At 67.7% G+C, this 14,821-nt stretch carries 15 protein-coding genes; all 15 read right to left on the reverse strand.

The genetic code is table 11. The features are described from left to right. Nucleotides 1–14 precede the first annotated feature (14 nt). The 15 genes from carA to alaS all read right to left on the reverse strand — a co-directional run bounded on the left by carA (nt 15) and on the right by alaS (nt 14,821). On the reverse strand, nt 15–1,175 hold the full coding sequence (carA, locus tag GUY23_RS10385; protein WP_166972088.1) for a glutamine-hydrolyzing carbamoyl-phosphate synthase small subunit: 1,161 nt from the start codon (nt 1,173–1,175) through the stop codon (nt 15–17). Then, nucleotides 1,172–1,666 carry a PH-like domain-containing protein gene (locus GUY23_RS10390; RefSeq protein WP_166972090.1) on the reverse strand — a complete coding sequence of 165 codons (495 nt, stop codon included), beginning with the start codon at nt 1,664–1,666 and terminating at the stop codon, nt 1,172–1,174. The genes carA and GUY23_RS10390 overlap by 4 nt, the downstream gene beginning before the upstream one ends. Next, entirely contained in the window at nt 1,651–2,964 is a 1,314-nt protein-coding gene (locus GUY23_RS10395; RefSeq protein ID WP_166972092.1) for a dihydroorotase, read from the reverse strand. The genes GUY23_RS10390 and GUY23_RS10395 overlap by 16 nt, the downstream gene beginning before the upstream one ends. Further along, nucleotides 2,957–3,937: an aspartate carbamoyltransferase catalytic subunit gene (locus GUY23_RS10400; protein ID WP_166972094.1), complete on the reverse strand. Its 981-nt coding sequence runs from the start codon at nt 3,935–3,937 to the stop codon at nt 2,957–2,959. Before GUY23_RS10400 ends, GUY23_RS10395 begins: the two co-directional genes overlap by 8 nt. Next, nucleotides 3,934–4,485: a bifunctional pyr operon transcriptional regulator/uracil phosphoribosyltransferase PyrR gene (pyrR, locus tag GUY23_RS10405; protein ID WP_166972096.1), complete on the reverse strand. Its 552-nt coding sequence runs from the start codon at nt 4,483–4,485 to the stop codon at nt 3,934–3,936. Before pyrR ends, GUY23_RS10400 begins: the two co-directional genes overlap by 4 nt. Before the next feature lie 111 nt (nt 4,486–4,596). Then, nucleotides 4,597–5,007, reverse strand: coding sequence for a transcription antitermination factor NusB (gene nusB / locus GUY23_RS10410; RefSeq protein WP_166972098.1), 411 nt, complete (start codon nt 5,005–5,007; stop codon nt 4,597–4,599). Next, on the reverse strand, nt 5,008–5,568 hold the full coding sequence (gene efp / locus GUY23_RS10415; RefSeq protein ID WP_166972100.1) for an elongation factor P: 561 nt from the start codon (nt 5,566–5,568) through the stop codon (nt 5,008–5,010). A gap of 178 nt (nt 5,569–5,746) precedes the next feature. Beyond that, on the reverse strand, nt 5,747–6,862 hold the full coding sequence (gene aroB / locus GUY23_RS10420) for a 3-dehydroquinate synthase (protein WP_166972102.1): 1,116 nt from the start codon (nt 6,860–6,862) through the stop codon (nt 5,747–5,749). Nucleotides 6,863–6,991: 129 nt separating this feature from the next. Then, nucleotides 6,992–7,630 (reverse strand): shikimate kinase, encoded by a 639-nt coding sequence (locus GUY23_RS10425; protein WP_166972104.1) that lies wholly within the window; start codon nt 7,628–7,630, stop codon nt 6,992–6,994. Then, nucleotides 7,627–8,826 (reverse strand): chorismate synthase, encoded by a 1,200-nt coding sequence (gene aroC, locus GUY23_RS10430; protein WP_166972106.1) that lies wholly within the window; start codon nt 8,824–8,826, stop codon nt 7,627–7,629. The genes GUY23_RS10425 and aroC overlap by 4 nt, the downstream gene beginning before the upstream one ends. Before the next feature lie 10 nt (nt 8,827–8,836). Then, complete coding sequence (locus GUY23_RS10435; protein WP_166972108.1) at nt 8,837–9,604, reverse strand: prepilin peptidase; 768 nt, start codon at nt 9,602–9,604, stop codon at nt 8,837–8,839. A 27-nt stretch (nt 9,605–9,631) separates the two neighbouring features. Further along, on the reverse strand, nt 9,632–10,558 hold the full coding sequence (locus GUY23_RS10440; RefSeq protein WP_166972110.1) for a shikimate dehydrogenase family protein: 927 nt from the start codon (nt 10,556–10,558) through the stop codon (nt 9,632–9,634). After that, nucleotides 10,555–11,697 (reverse strand): endolytic transglycosylase MltG, encoded by a 1,143-nt coding sequence (gene mltG, locus GUY23_RS10445; RefSeq protein WP_166972112.1) that lies wholly within the window; start codon nt 11,695–11,697, stop codon nt 10,555–10,557. Before mltG ends, GUY23_RS10440 begins: the two co-directional genes overlap by 4 nt. Continuing rightward, nucleotides 11,694–12,170 (reverse strand): Holliday junction resolvase RuvX, encoded by a 477-nt coding sequence (gene ruvX / locus GUY23_RS10450; RefSeq protein ID WP_166972113.1) that lies wholly within the window; start codon nt 12,168–12,170, stop codon nt 11,694–11,696. Before ruvX ends, mltG begins: the two co-directional genes overlap by 4 nt. Then, entirely contained in the window at nt 12,167–14,821 is a 2,655-nt protein-coding gene (gene alaS, locus GUY23_RS10455; protein ID WP_166972115.1) for an alanine--tRNA ligase, read from the reverse strand. The genes ruvX and alaS overlap by 4 nt, the downstream gene beginning before the upstream one ends.

Consider the following 14,821-nt stretch of genomic DNA (forward strand, 5'->3'; position numbering starts at 1 on the left):
GTGGCGGTCTCTCCTTAGGCCTGGGCAGCCGAATCGGCCTGGGAAGCGGTCATGAGGTCGATGAAGCGATCGAACAGGTAGCTCGAATCGTGCGGCCCGGCCGCGGCCTCGGGATGGAACTGGACGGAGAATGCAGGGATGTCGAGGCAGGCAAGCCCTTCGACGACATCATCGTTGAGGCACACGTGTGAGACGATGACGCGCCCGTAGTCGGGGCTGTGCGGGGCGGTCGTCTCCCCCTCCAGCGGTGCGTCGACGGCGAATCCGTGGTTCTGCGAGGTGATCTCGACCTTGTCCGTCGTGCGGTCCATCACGGGCACGTTGATGCCGCGGTGGCCGAAGGGCAGTTTGTACGTGCCGAAGCCCAGCGCCCGACCGAGCAGCTGGTTGCCGAAGCAGATGCCGAAGAACGGCAGGCGTGCGTCGAGGACGCCGCGCAGCAGCTCCACCTGGTCGTCGGCGGCGGCGGGATCCCCGGGCCCGTTGGAGAAGAAGACTCCGTCGACGCCCAGTGTCTGGAGCTCCTCGAGGGTGATCGAGGCGGGAACGAGGTGGACGTCGATGCCGCGTTCGGCCATCCTCTCGGGTGTCATCGATTTGATGCCGAGGTCGACGGCGGCGACGCTGAAGCGCTTCTGCCCCTCGGCGGGGATGAGCCTAGTCTGGCTGGTGGTGACCTCGTCGACGAGGTTGGCCCCGGCCATCTCGGGTGCGGCCTGCACACGTGCGAGCAGTTCGTCGACGGGGGCCTCGGCGGCCGGTCCGGAGAAGATGCCCATGCGCATCGCACCCTTGTCGCGCAGGTGTCGGGTCAGGGCGCGGGTGTCGACGTCGCTGATGCCGACGATGCCGGACTCGCTCAGCCAGTCGGCGAGGTCGCCTTCCGAACGCCAGTTCGAGGAGATCCGCGAGGCGTCGCGGACGACGTAGCCGGCGGCCCAGATCCGCCCCGATTCGTCGTCGGTGCGGTTGACGCCGGTGTTGCCGATGTGCGGGGCGGCCTGGATGATGATCTGCCGGTGGTAGGACGGGTCGGTCAGGGTCTCCTGGTAGCCGGTCATGGCGGTGACGAACACGGCCTCACCCGTGGTCTCACCGACGCTGCCGTATGCGGAGCCTGAGAAGGTGCGTCCGTCTTCGAGGATGAGGACGGCGGGGGTGGTGGAAAAGCTCATTGTGCCTCTTCGATCATTTCACGGATGCGGTCGACGGTGGGGGCGGTGGATGCGGCATAGCGGGCGCGGAAGCCGGTGTCGACGAGGGTGTCGCCGAGTCGCCAGGTGATGCGGACGATGCCGCCGCGTTCGACGAACTTGCCGATCATCCCCGAGGTGGTGTCGACGGAGACGATGTCACGGCGCGGGATGAGGAAGTCCTCTCGTCCGGCGAGGTCCATGATCACTCCCCCGTCGGTGATGACGAGTTCTCCTGTGGTGCGGATGCCCAGCCCGTGCACGGCGACGCGTTCGAGCGGGTGCCCGGCCTTCGTCGTCGAGACATAGGAGCCTTCGACGGGATCGGCCACGGGGGTGATCCCCAGATGCGGCTTCGGCGGGGTGGCGACATCGGACTGTGCCCGTTTGCGTCGGCTCCACCCCCAGGCGATCGCGATGATCACCAGAAGGATGACGACTGCGACGATGAGGGTGCCTACTGATCGGTCCATGTTGCTCCTGCCGGGTGGGGTGTTGTCAGTGCCCCTGCGGCCAGTACCCGGTGGCCGTAGAAGAAGGTGTCGGTGACCGCAGCGCTCACTGTGATGCCCGCGAAGGGGTTGTTGCGTCCCTTCGTAGCGTGATCTGCGGGTTCGATGCGGTGCGGTCGGTTCGGGTCGATGAGCACGATGTTCGCGCTCGCCCCGATCTCGAGGCTGCCGTGCCCGGAGGCGCCGGTGATCCTGGCCGGGGCCGCGGACATCACACGGGCCACGTCGCCGAAGTCGAAGTCGTGGCCCTTCATCGCCTCGACGACGATGGACAGGGCCGATTCCATGCCGACCATGCCCATGGCCGCCGCGGTCCATTCGCTGCACTTGTGTTCGGCGGTGTGCGGGGCGTGGTCGGTGCCGACGACGTCGATGGTGCCGTCGGCCAGCGCCTCACGCAGCGCCCGCACATCGGCGTCGGTGCGCAGCGGCGGGTTGACCTTGTAGACGGGGTCGAAGGTGCGCACGAGTTCGTCGGTGAGCATGAGGTGGTGCGGGGTCACCTCGGCGGTGACAGCCACTCCCCTGGCCTTGGCCCAGCGGATGAGGTCGACGCTGCCGGCGGTCGAGACGTGGCAGACGTGCAGTCGGGAGCCGACGTGCTCGGCGAGCAGGACGTCGCGGGCGATGATCGACTCCTCGGCGACCGCGGGCCAGCCGGGCAGTCCGAGTTCGGCCGAGACCTCTCCCTCGTTCATCTGCGCGCCTTCGGTCAGCCGCGGTTCCTGCGCGTGCTGGGCGATGATGCCGTCGAACGTCTTGACGTATTCGAGGGCGCGGCGCATGAGCAGTGGGTCGGAGACGCAGATGCCGTCATCGGAGAACATCCGCACCCGTGCCGCCGATCGGGCCATGGCACCGAGTTCGGCCAGCTGTCGGCCTTCGAGCCCGATGGTCACGGCGCCGACAGGCACGACTTCGGTGAAACCGGCCGAGCGGCCCAGCCGGTGGACCTGTTCGACGACCCCGGCGGTGTCGGCCACGGGGGCGGTGTTCGCCATCGCGTGGACGCACGTGTAGCCGCCGGCCGCGGCCGAGCGGGATCCGGTGAGCACGGTCTCGGCGTCTTCCTTGCCGGGTTCGCGCAGGTGGGTGTGCATGTCCACGAGGCCGGGCAGGGCGATGAGTCCGGCGGCGTCGACGACCTCGGCGGCCGCACCGTCGAGGAGCTCGGGATCGACGATGCGTCCGTCGCGGATGGCCAGATCGGCGGTTCCGCGTCCGAGCACATTCGCTCCGCGGATGATGTAGTCAGTCATTGGTCTCCTCCTGACCGGTCAGCAGGCGGTAGAGGACCGCCATGCGCACGCTCACACCGTTCTCGACCTGGTCGAGGACGAGGGCGCGGGGTGAGTCGGCTGCGGCTGCGGAGATCTCGAATCCGCGGTTCATGGGGCCCGGGTGCATGATGAAGGTGCTCTCGGGCAGGGTCTCGAGGCGGGCGGGGCTCAGTCCCCACAGCCGCGCGTATTCGCGGGCGTTGGGGAAGAACGATTCGTGCATGCGTTCGTGTTGGACGCGCAGCATCATCACCGCCGCGAAGTCTGCGGCGGCCAGTGCGGCATCGAAGTCGTAGTGGACGGTCACCGGCCAGTTCTCCACTCCCCACGGCAGCAGCGTGGGCGGGGCGATGAGGTGGACGTCGGCGCCGAGGCGGTCGAGCAGGTGCACATTCGACCGTGCCACCCGTGAGTGGAGGACGTCACCGACGATGGCGACCTTCGCCCCGTCGAGGCCGGCCCCGCGGGGTCCGCCGGACACCGGCCCCGAGGCGGGGACCCCGGCCAGTGCCCGGCGCAGGGTGAAGGCGTCGAGGAGGGCCTGGGTGGGGTGTTCGTGGGTGCCGTCTCCGGCGTTGACGACGGGCACGTCGATCCACCCGGTGTGGGCGAGGCGATGGGCGGTGCCGGCTCCGGAGTGGCGGACGACGATCGCGTCGGCGCCCATCGCCGAGATCGTCTGGATGGTGTCCTGCAGGCTCTCGCCCTTGGACACCGACGAGCCCTTTGCGGAGAAGTTGAGCACGTCGGCGGAGAGGCGCTTCGCCGCGGCTTCGAAGGACAGCCGGGTGCGGGTCGAGTCCTCGAAGAAGAGGTTGACCACGGTGCGACCGCGCAGCACGGGCAGCTTCTTGACCTCGCGCTGGGAGACCGACGCCATCTCCTCGGCGATATCGAGGATGCCGATGGCGTCTGCGCGGGACAGTGATGCGGTGTCGAGCAGGTGCTTCATTCGCGACCTCCCGAGATGGTCACGGCATCGGTTCCGTCGATCTCGGACAGAGAGACGTTGACGCGTTCGCTGCTCGATGTCGGGAGGTTCTTGCCGACGTGGTCGGCCCGGATCGGCAGGTCTCGGTGGCCGCGGTCGACGAGGACCGCGAGTCTCACCTTCGACGGGCGGCCGAGATCGGCCAGGGCGTCGAGCGCCGCGCGGATGGTGCGTCCGGAGAAGAGCACGTCATCGACGAGGACGACGGTCTTCGCGTCGATGCCCGCGGCGGGGATCGAGGTGGGCTCGGGAGCCCGGTAGGAGCCGCCGCGCAGATCATCGCGGTACATGGTGATGTCGAGGCTTCCGGCCAGTTCGCCGGCGGAGGCGGGGGTGCCTTCGATCGCGGCGATCGCCTCGGCGAGTCTATGGGCAAGGGGGACTCCGCGGCGCGGTATCCCGAGGAGGACGATGCCCTCGCTGCCCTTGTTGGATTCGATGATCTCGTGGGCGATGCGGGTGACCGCGCGTGAGACATCGGGTGCGTCCAGCACTGTTCGCTGTGTCATAGTTCCCCTTCTCCGCCTCTCCGGACGGTGGTTAAAGGAGTGGTTCGATTCGATTGTAGACCTCGTGCGAGACGCGCTCGCAGGCGGGTCCGGAGTGCGGACCCGCCGGCGTCAGATGAGCGTCGGTTTGACGTCGAGGATGCGTGAGAGCAGGCCCGAGACGAAGCCGGGCGAGTCATCGGTGGAGAACTGCCGGGCCAGTGAGACCGCCTCGTCGATGGCGACCTTGTCGGGCACCTCGTCGTTGAACAGGATCTCCCACGTGCCGATCTCGAGCAGGGACCGATCGACGGCGGGCATCCGGTCGAGCGGCCAGCCCTCGGAGTAGGTGGAGATGATCTCGTCGATCTCCTCCTGCTTCTCGGTGATGCCCGTGACGATCTCGACCGCGTATTCCTTCATCGGGTAGTCGGGATCGTTCGACCGCATGGTGACGAGCTCGTCGATCGCGAGTCGTCGCTGCCCGGCTTCGAAGAGCAGCTCGAGAGCCCGGCGCCGGGCTCGTGTGCGTGCCGAGGCCACTTACTTGACGCGTCCGAGGTAGTCGCCGCTGCGGGTGTCGACCTTGACCTTGGTGCCCTCTTCGAGGAACAGCGGCACCTGGATCTCGTAGCCGGTCTCGAGCGTCGCGGGCTTCGATCCGCCGGTCGAGCGGTCGCCCTGCAGGCCGGGTTCGGTGTGGGTGATGGTCAGTTCGACCGAGGGCGGCAGCTCGACGGACAGCGCGGTGCCCTCGTGGAAGGAGATCTGCAGGTCCTGGTTCTCGAGCATGTAGTTCGCGGCGTCGCCGACGAGCTCAGCGGAGATGTTGACCTGGTCGTAGTCCTTCGAGTCCATGAACACGTAGTCGGTGCCGTCATGGTAGAGGTACTGCATGTCGCGACGGTCGACGTTGGCGGTCTCGACCTTGGTGCCGGCGTTGAAGGTCTTGTCGATGATCTTCCCGGAGGTGACGTTCTTCATCTTGGTGCGGACGAACGCCGGTCCCTTGCCGGGCTTGACGTGCTGGAACTCGAGCACCTGCCACAGCTGGTTGTCGATGTTGAGCACAAGGCCGTTCTTCAGGTCGTTGGTTGTCGCCACTAATTCGTCCTTCTTCGCGTCACGTTCGGATCATCGATCGATGATCGCCGATTGGTCAGGCATCACCGCCGCCCTGTGAGAGGGCAGGCGTGAGGCATTCCTGGACGATTCTAGCAAGCCCGTCCAGCGCCGTGCATCCGCGTGTGTCGAGTGCTGTGTCAGCGTGCTGAGTGGTGCGTCAGCCGAGTTCGGTGAGCAGCGGCACCGTCGGCGAGGTCTCGCCGATCTCCTGGTAGGCGGTGTGGAGGATCGAGGCATCGGGGATCTCGACGGTCGAGGGTTCGCCGATGTCGGTCAGCAGCACCATCCGCAGCATCGCTCCGCGGGCCTTCTTGTCCCGCTTCATCGTGTCCAGCAGCTGCGGCCACACATCGGAGCGGTAGCCGGTGGGCAGGCCGAGCTTGCTCAGCAGTTCGCGATGGAGGTCGACGGTCTCGTACGGGAGGCTCTTGACCATGGAGGCCACCTCGGCGGCGAAGACCATCCCCACGGATACGGCTGCTCCGTGGCGCCACTGGTAGCGCTCCTTGTGTTCGATCGCGTGGGCCAGTGTGTGCCCGTAGTTGAGGATCTCGCGTCGACCGGACTCTTCGAAGTCGTCGGAGACGACGTCGGCTTTGACGCGGATGGATCGTTCGATGAGTTCTCGCAGGACGGGTCCGCCGACGTCGCCGATCTGCTCCTTCGAATGGGCGGAGATGAGGTCGAGGATGGCGGGGTCGGCGATGAAGCCGGTTTTGACCACTTCGGCGAGGCCGGTGAAGAGTTCGTTCTCCGGCAGGGTCGCCAGCGTGTCGAGGTCGACGAGGACGCCGGCCGGGGCGTGGAAGGAGCCGACGAGGTTCTTGCCCTCGGCGGTGTTGATGCCGGTCTTGCCGCCCACGGCGGCGTCGACCATGCCGAGGACCGTGGTGGGGATGTGGATGACGCGGATGCCGCGCAGCCAGGTGGCGGCGACGAATCCGCCGAGGTCGCTCACGGCGCCTCCGCCGACGGTGACGATGGCGTCGGTGCGGGTGAAGTCGGACTGTCCGAGCACCTGCCAGCAGAAAGCGGCGACCTGGATGTGTTTGGCCTCTTCGGCGTCGGGGATCTCGGCGGCCACGGCTTCGAGTCCGGTCGCCGCGAGGTCGTCGCGGACGGCCTCACCGGTGGTGCGCAGGGCCCGCGGGTGGATGACGAGGACCTTCTCCACCCGGTTGCCGAGCAGTTCGGGCAGTTCGCCCAGCAGTCCCTGACCGACGAGGACCGGGTAGGTCCCGCCGGCGTCGACATCGATGCGTGTGGTGCTCATTCGTCCGTCTTCCTGATCGTTGCGCGTCTTTCGGGGTGATTCTCGTGCAGGTGAGGCACAGCCCCGACCCAGCCTAGCCCTGCCGGACCGGCGGCGACGAAACGCCCACCTGACGTGGGCGGAACCGTCTCACAGGCGGGGGCCGGGTTCACCCTCGTCGAGATGGGCGTACTTCGCGTACTCCTCAGCCCGCCGCAGTCCTGTGAGTACGTCGACGACGCGGTTGACCACGGTCGACGGCGGTGAGTTCGAGGCTTGGACGCGGAAGGTCGCGACCTGTTCGTACAGCGGTTCCCGTTCGGCGACCAGCGCCATCCAGTTCTCCACGGCGGAGCCTGCTCCGCGCAGCAGAGGGCGGTGCGGGGCGTTGATCCGCTGCGCGACGGTGTCGACGTCGATGTCGATGTGCACGACCTTGATCGCGGGGTGTTTGAGCTGGGCGCGGGTGCCGGGGTTGAGGATCGCTCCCCCGCCCAGGGACACGATGCCCGGCCGGTCGAGCAGGCGGCGCAGCGCCTTGCGCACGACCTCGCGTTCGATGCGCCGGAAATAGTCCTCACCACGCTCGACGAACAGTTCACCGATGGCCCCGTACTGGTCGACGATGTTCGCGTCGGTGTCGATGAGCGGCAGGCCCAAGCGGTCGGCGAGCAGTCGCCCGATGGTCGACTTGCCTGCGGCGGGAGGACCGGAGAGCACGATGCGTGAGAGCGCGGCGGGGACCGGTTCCAGAGGCGGAACCGGTTTCGGGATCGGGGTCTCGTTCATCGTCCGATGCGGAGGTTCTCCGGGATGGCCGCGACGTAGGCGTCCAGGTTCCGCTTCGTCTCGGCAACCGAGTCTCCGCCGAACTTCTCGACGACGGCTTCGGCGAGGACGAGGGCGACCATCGCCTCGGCGACGACGCCGGAGGCCGGGACCGCGCACACGTCGGAGCGCTGGTGGTTGGCCTTCGCCGCCTCGCCGATGGTGACGTCGACGGTGGACAGTGCCCGGGGCACCGTGGCGATGGGCTTCATCCCGGCGCGCACCCGCAGCGGACCGCCCGTGGACATGCCGCCTTCGGTGCCGCCGGCGCGGTTGCTCGTGCGGCGGAATCCGTCGGGTCCGACCTCGAGTTCGTCATGCGCCTGCGAACCCGGTCGTTTCGTGGTGAGGAAACCGTCACCGACCTCGACGCCCTTGATGGCCTGGATGCCCATGAGGGCGCCTGCCAGGCGGGAGTCGAGACGACGGTCCCAGTGGACGTGGGAGCCGAGTCCCGGGGGCAGATCGTAGGCGAGGATCTCGACGACTCCGCCGAGGGTGTCCCCGGCCTTCTTCGCCGCATCGATCTCGGCGACCATCGCAGCCGAGAGCTCGGCGTCGAAGCAGCGTACGGGATCGGCGTCGAGGGCGTCGACGTCGGCGGCGGTCGGCAGCTCGGGTGCGGCATCGGCGGCGTGTTCGGCGGTGCCGATGGCCACGGTGTGGGAGACCAGTGTGATGCCGAGTTCGCCGAGGAACTTCGCGGCCACGGTGCCCAGGGCCACCCGCATCGCGGTCTCACGTGCCGAGGCGCGTTCGAGCACGGGTCGGGCCTCGTCGAAGCCGTACTTCTGCATGCCGACGACGTCGGCATGTCCGGGTCGGGGCCGCGTCAGCGGAGCATTGCGGGCAAGTCCCTCGAGCTCGGATTCGTCGATGGGGTCCGCGCTCATCACGGTCTCCCATTTGGGCCATTCGGTGTTGCCGACCTCGATGGCCACGGGTGAGCCGAGCGTGGCGCCGTGGCGGACGCCGCCGAGCAGTCGCACCTCGTCGGCTTCGAACTTCATCCGTGCGCCGCGGCCGTAGCCGAGGCGACGCCTGGCCAGGCTTGCTCGAATATCGTCCCTGGTGATCGGTACATGGGCGGGAAGCCCCTCAATGATCCCGGTCAGCGCCTCGCCGTGGGATTCGCCTGCAGTCAGCCATCTCAACATTCCACCGATTCTACAAAACGAATGGGGCGGTCACCGACCCCAGCCACATTCCGGATAGCATCGCGGGCCCGAAGGCGATCGTCACCCCACGCAGGCGGCGAGCCCGGACCACTCCGACAAGCGCCCAGACCCCGGCGATGACCATCATCGCCACGAGCACGAGAGCCGGTGCCCACGGGTCGTAGAGCCCGGCGGTGGCGAAGACGATGAAGGACAGCTTGACATCGCCCAGACCCATCGTCCGTCGGCGCAGCAGCCGACCGAGCAGGTGGAGGAGCCCGAAGGCGATGAGGGCGATGGTGCCGGAGAAGAAGGCCGTGAACCACATGTGGGAGGCCCCGAGAACGGAGCCGATGATGATCACAGCGAGTCCGAGGAGGGTGGTCGGGAGCACGATCCGATCGGGCAGTCGACGCACGACGACGTCGGTGGTGAAGAGGACCGGGGTGGTTCCGGCGCCGAGTCCGAGGAAGCAGGCGGTGCCGATGCGGTCGGCAGAGTTCGGCTGCGGCGGGGTGAATGTGGCCCCGCTCAGCGGTGCGTAGGCACTCCATCCGCCGTTCCCGACGACGATCTGGTGGGCAGGGAAGGCCCACGCAGCGACGGCGGCGAGCACGAGGCCCGCCAGCACGGGAACCCAGGCCGGAGAGAGTGTCGAGTTCTCCAGCCGCTCGAGCTGGGTGTCGTCGTTGAGCCAGAATCGGGTGGTTCTGGCAAGCACCAGTGCCACGGCGAGGGCGATGAGCACAGTGAGGCCGATGACCATTGCGTGCAGCACCCCGGAGTCCACAGTCCCTGCCTCGGCTCAGTCCCGGACGGCTGCCGCGGTGTCCCGCAGCGCGGAGTACATGGCCTCAGAGATCCGGTCCCGCAGCTCCTGCCCGGTCGGCAGGGCGAGCGACGTCGAGGTGGCGGCCGCCGCGACGAACATCTCGGATTGGGCGACGGCCTGTTCGACGAGCATCGCGGTCCCGTCGACGGGACGCAGTCCGTGTGCGGCCGCGGCGGCGAGGAAGGACGAGGCGTCGGCGTACGCGACGTCGAGGGCGACGCCGCTGAGGTTCTCACCGCTGCTGTGGTCTCGGCCGGCGGTGAAGGACACGTCCCATTCGAGGTCCGGGGCCGCCTCGGCGGGGAGGGTGGAGATGACGACCGCCGAGGGACCGATCCGCTCAAGCGGGGCGACCGTAGCGGTGAGGCCGATCCGTTCGCTCAGTTCGACCACTCGCCGGGCCCGGTCGGGGCTGCGGACGAGGAATTCGACCGCAGTGATGCCGAGGTCACGGCAGGCCACGAGCGCCGAGGCGGCGGTGGCCCCCGCCCCGAGGATCGTCGCCCGTCCGGCTCCCGCACTGCGGGACTCCTCCCCTGCGGCGGGGCCCAGGTGAGGGGCGATCGCGCGGACGATGCCGCGCACATCGGTGTTCGCCACCTGCACCTGCTCACCCGAACGCGCGACGGTGTTGCCCGCACCGGTCAGTGCGGCGGTGTCGTCGATCGACCAGCCGCGTTCTGCGGCCAGCTCGACGAGGCGGTCCTTGAGCGGCATGGTCAGGGAGAATCCGGTCTCGTCAGGGTGCGAGTCGAGGAAGTCCTCGAGCTCATCGGCGCCGAGGTCGACGCGGCCGTATTCGCTCGTCGTCAGCCCGAGGGCGGCGAAGGCGGCACGGTGGAGCAGGGGCGACTTCGAATGGTCGATGGGCCGCCCGAGCACCGCGGCGAGGATCCTCACTCCTCGTCGCCGTTCCCGTTGTGCTCCTTGAGCCACTTGCGGTAGATCTCGACGTTCTTCTGGTGTTCGTCGTAGGTGTTCGCGAACTTCGTCTCACCGGTGTCCGGGTTCGTCGCAACGAAGAACTGCCAGTCGCCCTTCGACGGTTTGAGCGCCGCTTCCACCGCACCGGAGCTCGGCGCGTTGATGGGTCCGGGCGGCAGGCCCTTCTTCTTGTACGTGTTGTACGGCGAATCGGACTGGCGTTCCTTCTTCGTCGTCGTCAGGTCCGAACGGGCTCCGTGGATGTAGGCGACCGTCGCATCCGACTGCAGCAGTCCCCCGGTCTTCGAGTGATCGGAGATCCGGTTGAGGAAGACGCGAGCGACCTTCTTGCGCACTTCTTCGTCGCCCGGGGACTCCTTCTCCACGAGGCTGGCGAGGGTGAGGATGCGGTTGGCGTCCTTGTCCTCGATGCCCAGTTCGTCGAGTTCGGACTCGGTCTTGTCCACCATCTCCTGGACGACGTCCTCGGCTGTCTTCGTCTTGTCCAGATCGTAGGTCGCCGGGTAGAGGTAGCCCTCGAGGCTGGGGGCATCGATGTCGAGTCCGTAGTCCTTCGGGGTCTTGTCGTCGATGGCCTTGTCGACTTCGTCGGCGTTCATCCCGGATTCGATCATGATCGCTTTGATCTCTTCGACCTGTTTGCCTTCGGCCACGGTGATCCGCGGGGGCGCGATGGGGTTGATGAGCGCCTCGACGGCAGCCTTCGAGCTCATCTTCTCCCGCATCGTCCACGTGCCGGCCTGGATGGTCGCCTCACGGCGTTCGACCTCGTCGAGGAAGGGTTCGGAGTTCATGATGACACCCTCCTCGACGAGCTGGTTGGCCACGGTGCGGGCCGAGGAGCCGGGAGCGATGTCGATGGACACCTCGTTGGTGCCCTGCCCCTCGTAGTCGCCCTTGGGACCGAACAGGTCGTCGACGACTCCCCCGGCGGCCTTGACGCCGAAGAAGCCGCCGATGCCGAAGATGAGGACGCAGATGACGATGATGGTCGTCATCCGGCGCCGGCGCAGCATCCGGCGCCGTTTCTTCGCGCGCACCTCGGATCGGCTCAGGCCTTCGTCTGCTGAGAACTCAGTGGGAAGCGGGCTCATTGTTCACTCTCCTCGTCGGGCATCTCGCGTCCGGCGGGGACACCGGTGTTGTGTTCGAACTCGAGGGCGTTCTGGAGGATGATGACAGCGGCCTGTGCGTCGACGATCTCCCGCCGTTGGCGGGAGGATTTCCCAGCCGCGGCGAGGGCGTGGTGGGCTTCGACGGTGGTGAAGCGTTCGTCGACGAGGCGGATGGGTGTGTCGGTCGCCGAGGCGACCTTGCGGGCGAATTCCAGCGCCGAGGCGGCTGCCGCGCGAGCGGCCCCGTCGAGGGACTTCGGGTCGCCGGCGAGGAGTTCGATCGGTTCGTATTCCGCGACGATCTCGCTCAGCTCTCGCAGCGCCGCCGGTTCGTCCTTGCGGCGGACGACGGTCAGCGGGGTCGCGAGGATCCCTTCGGGGTCGCTGGCGGCGACCCCGATCCGCACCGAACCGATGTCGAGGCCCAAGCGACGACCTCGGCGGAATGTCACTGGATGGCCGCCTTGACGGCCGAGATGGCGGCCGGGATCGCTGCCGGGTCGCTGCCGCCGCCCTGGGCGAGGTCGGGCTTGCCGCCGCCTCCGCCGCCGAGCTCGCCGCAGGCCAGGGACACGAGCTTGCCGGCCTGCAGACCAGCGGTGCGGGCGGCCTCAGTGACGGCGATGACGACGACGGGTTTGCCGCCCGTCACGCCGAGGCCGAGGACCACGCCCTGACGGTCGCTTACCCGTCCGCGCAGATCGGTCACGACGGTGCGGACGTCTCCCGCGTTGCCGACCTCGCCGAGGTCGGCGACGACGAAGAGGGTCTCCCCCACGGTCTGTGCATCGTCGAGGAACTTGCCCGCGCCGGCGAGCAGCTGCTGTGCGCCCAGGCGGGAGATCTCCTTCTCCGCGTCCTTGAGCCTGGTCATCAGATCGGAGACCCGGCCCGGCACATCGGCGCCGGGAACCTTGAGCATCTCGGAGAGGTTGGACACGATGGTGCGTTCGGCGGCCAGGGAGCGGAACGCGTCCATGCCGACGGCGGCTTCGATGCGACGGACTCCCGAGCCGACGGAGGCTTCGGAGAGCACGGAGATCGGGCCGACCTCGGACGAGGCTCCCACATGGGTACCTCCGCAGAGTTCGCGGGAGAAGGGCCCGCCGATGTCGACGACGCGCACCACGTTCGGGTACTTCTCTCCGAACAGTGCCATGGCCCCGGACTTCCGGGCGTCGTCGAAGGGCATGTACTCGGTTCCGACCTCGTAGTTCGACCGCACCGCGAGGTTAGCGACCTCTTCGATCTCGCCGCGCATCTGGGTGCTCGGGGCCTCGGGGAACGAGTAATCGAAGCGCATGTAGCCGGGCTGGTTGAGCGAACCGGCCTGGACGGCGTGGCTGCCGAGGATCTCCCGCAGGGCGGCGTGGACGAGGTGGGTGGCGGTGTGGGCCTGGGATCCCTGGAAGCGGTGATCGTGGTCGACGCTCGCGAGCACTTCGTCGCCGACGTGGAGCTCACCGTCGGTGACCTCGACATGGTGGGCAGGCAGTCCCTTGATGGGGTTCTGCACATCGGTGACGCGGGCGGTGAAGCCGTGACCCTTGATGAGGCCGACATCGGCGCGCTGGCCGCCGGATTCGGCGTAGAACGGGGTGAGGTCGAGGATGACGTCGCCGCTCTGGCCGGTCGTGAGCACCTCGGTGGCGACGCCGTCGGTGACGATTCCGCGCACGCGGGAATCGGCTTCGAGCTGGTCGTAGCCGACGAATTCGCTCCGACCCTCGTCGAGGAGGGCCGAGTAGGCGGAGAGGTCGGCGTGGCCGCCGCCCTTCTTCGCCTTCGCATCGGCCTTGGCGCGGGTGCGCTGTTCGTCCATGAGGGAGCGGAAGCCGGATTCGTCGACGTTCAGTCCCGCCTCGGAGGCCATTTCGAGGGTGAGGTCGATGGGGAATCCGTGCGTGTCATGGAGGGCGAAGGCGACGTCGCCGCTGATGGTCGTGTTCGTTCCGGACAGGGATCCGGCGGCGTTCTCGAACAGCTGGGTGCCGGATTCGAGGGTGCGCAGGAACGCCTTCTCCTCGGCGTAGGCGATGCGCGAGATCCGGTCGAAGTCGGTTTCGAGCTCCGGGTAGGACAGCTTCATCGCCTGCATCGAGACGGGGAGCAGTTCGGGCAGGACTTCGTCCTTGACGCCGAGCAGGCGCATTGCGCGCACGGCGCGGCGGAGCAGACGGCGGAGGATGTAGCCGCGGCCTTCGTTGCCGGGGCGGACTCCGTCGCCGATGATGATGAGCGAGGAGCGGACATGGTCGGCGACGACGCGCATCTGCACATCGGAGTGTTCGTCCTCGCCGTAGGCCCGACCGGCCAGCCGGCTCGCGGCCTCGATGACGGGGAACACCTCGTCGATCTCGTACATGTTCTCCACACCCTGGAGCAGGAACGCCACACGTTCGAGCCCCATGCCGGTGTCGATGTTCTTCGCGGGCAGTTCGCCGGCCACGTCGAAGTCGACCTTTGAGCGGACCTCGGAGAGTTCGAACTCCATGAACACGAGGTTCCAGATCTCGATGTAGCGGTCCTCGTCGGCGACCGGGCCGCCGTCGACGCCGTAGGCGGGGCCGCGGTCGAAGTAGATCTCCGAGCAGTAGCCGCCGGGACCGGGCTGACCGGTGTGCCAGTAGTTGTCCTCGTTGTCACGCAGCTGGATGCGCTCACGCGGGACGGACGTCTCTTCGAGCCACATGTCGATGGTCTCGGTGTCGTCCTCGTGCACGGTCGCCCACAGCAGCTCCGGGTCGAAGCCGAGTCCGCCGTCGTCGACGGAGTTCGTCAGCAGCCCCCAGGCGAACTTGATGGCGTCGCGCTTGAAGTAGTCGCCGAAGGAGAAGTTGCCGTTCATCTGGAAGAACGTGCCGTGGCGGGTGGTCTTGCCGACCTCTTCGATGTCTCCGGTGCGCACGCACTTCTGCACGCTCGTGGCACGGCTGAAGGGGGCGGGTTCGCGCCCGGTGAGGTACGGGATGAACTGGACCATGCCTGCGATGTTGAACAGGATGGACGGATCGGAGCTGATCACCGACGCCGAGGGGACCACGGTGTGCCCGTTCGCTTCGAAGTAGTCCAACCAGCGTTGTTTGATCTCTGCCGTCTTCAA

It is taken from the genome of Brevibacterium atlanticum (assembly GCF_011617245.1).
GTDB lineage: Bacteria > Actinomycetota > Actinomycetes > Actinomycetales > Brevibacteriaceae > Brevibacterium > Brevibacterium atlanticum.

Excerpts from the sequence above, each read along its gene's own strand:
- carA (WP_166972088.1), bottom strand. The coding sequence starts at position 1,175 with ATGAGCTTTTCCACCACCCCCGCCGTCCTCATCCTCGAAGACGGACGC.
- GUY23_RS10390 (WP_166972090.1), bottom strand. The coding sequence starts at position 1,666 with ATGGACCGATCAGTAGGCACCCTCATCGTCGCAGTCGTCATCCTTCTG.
- GUY23_RS10395 (WP_166972092.1), bottom strand. The coding sequence starts at position 2,964 with ATGACTGACTACATCATCCGCGGAGCGAATGTGCTCGGACGCGGAACC.
- GUY23_RS10400 (WP_166972094.1), bottom strand. The coding sequence starts at position 3,937 with ATGAAGCACCTGCTCGACACCGCATCACTGTCCCGCGCAGACGCCATC.
- pyrR (WP_166972096.1), bottom strand. The coding sequence starts at position 4,485 with ATGACACAGCGAACAGTGCTGGACGCACCCGATGTCTCACGCGCGGTC.
- aroB (WP_166972102.1), bottom strand. The coding sequence starts at position 6,862 with ATGAGCACCACACGCATCGATGTCGACGCCGGCGGGACCTACCCGGTC.
- GUY23_RS10425 (WP_166972104.1), bottom strand. The coding sequence starts at position 7,630 with ATGAACGAGACCCCGATCCCGAAACCGGTTCCGCCTCTGGAACCGGTC.
- aroC (WP_166972106.1), bottom strand. The coding sequence starts at position 8,826 with ATGTTGAGATGGCTGACTGCAGGCGAATCCCACGGCGAGGCGCTGACC.
- mltG (WP_166972112.1), bottom strand. The coding sequence starts at position 11,697 with ATGAGCCCGCTTCCCACTGAGTTCTCAGCAGACGAAGGCCTGAGCCGA.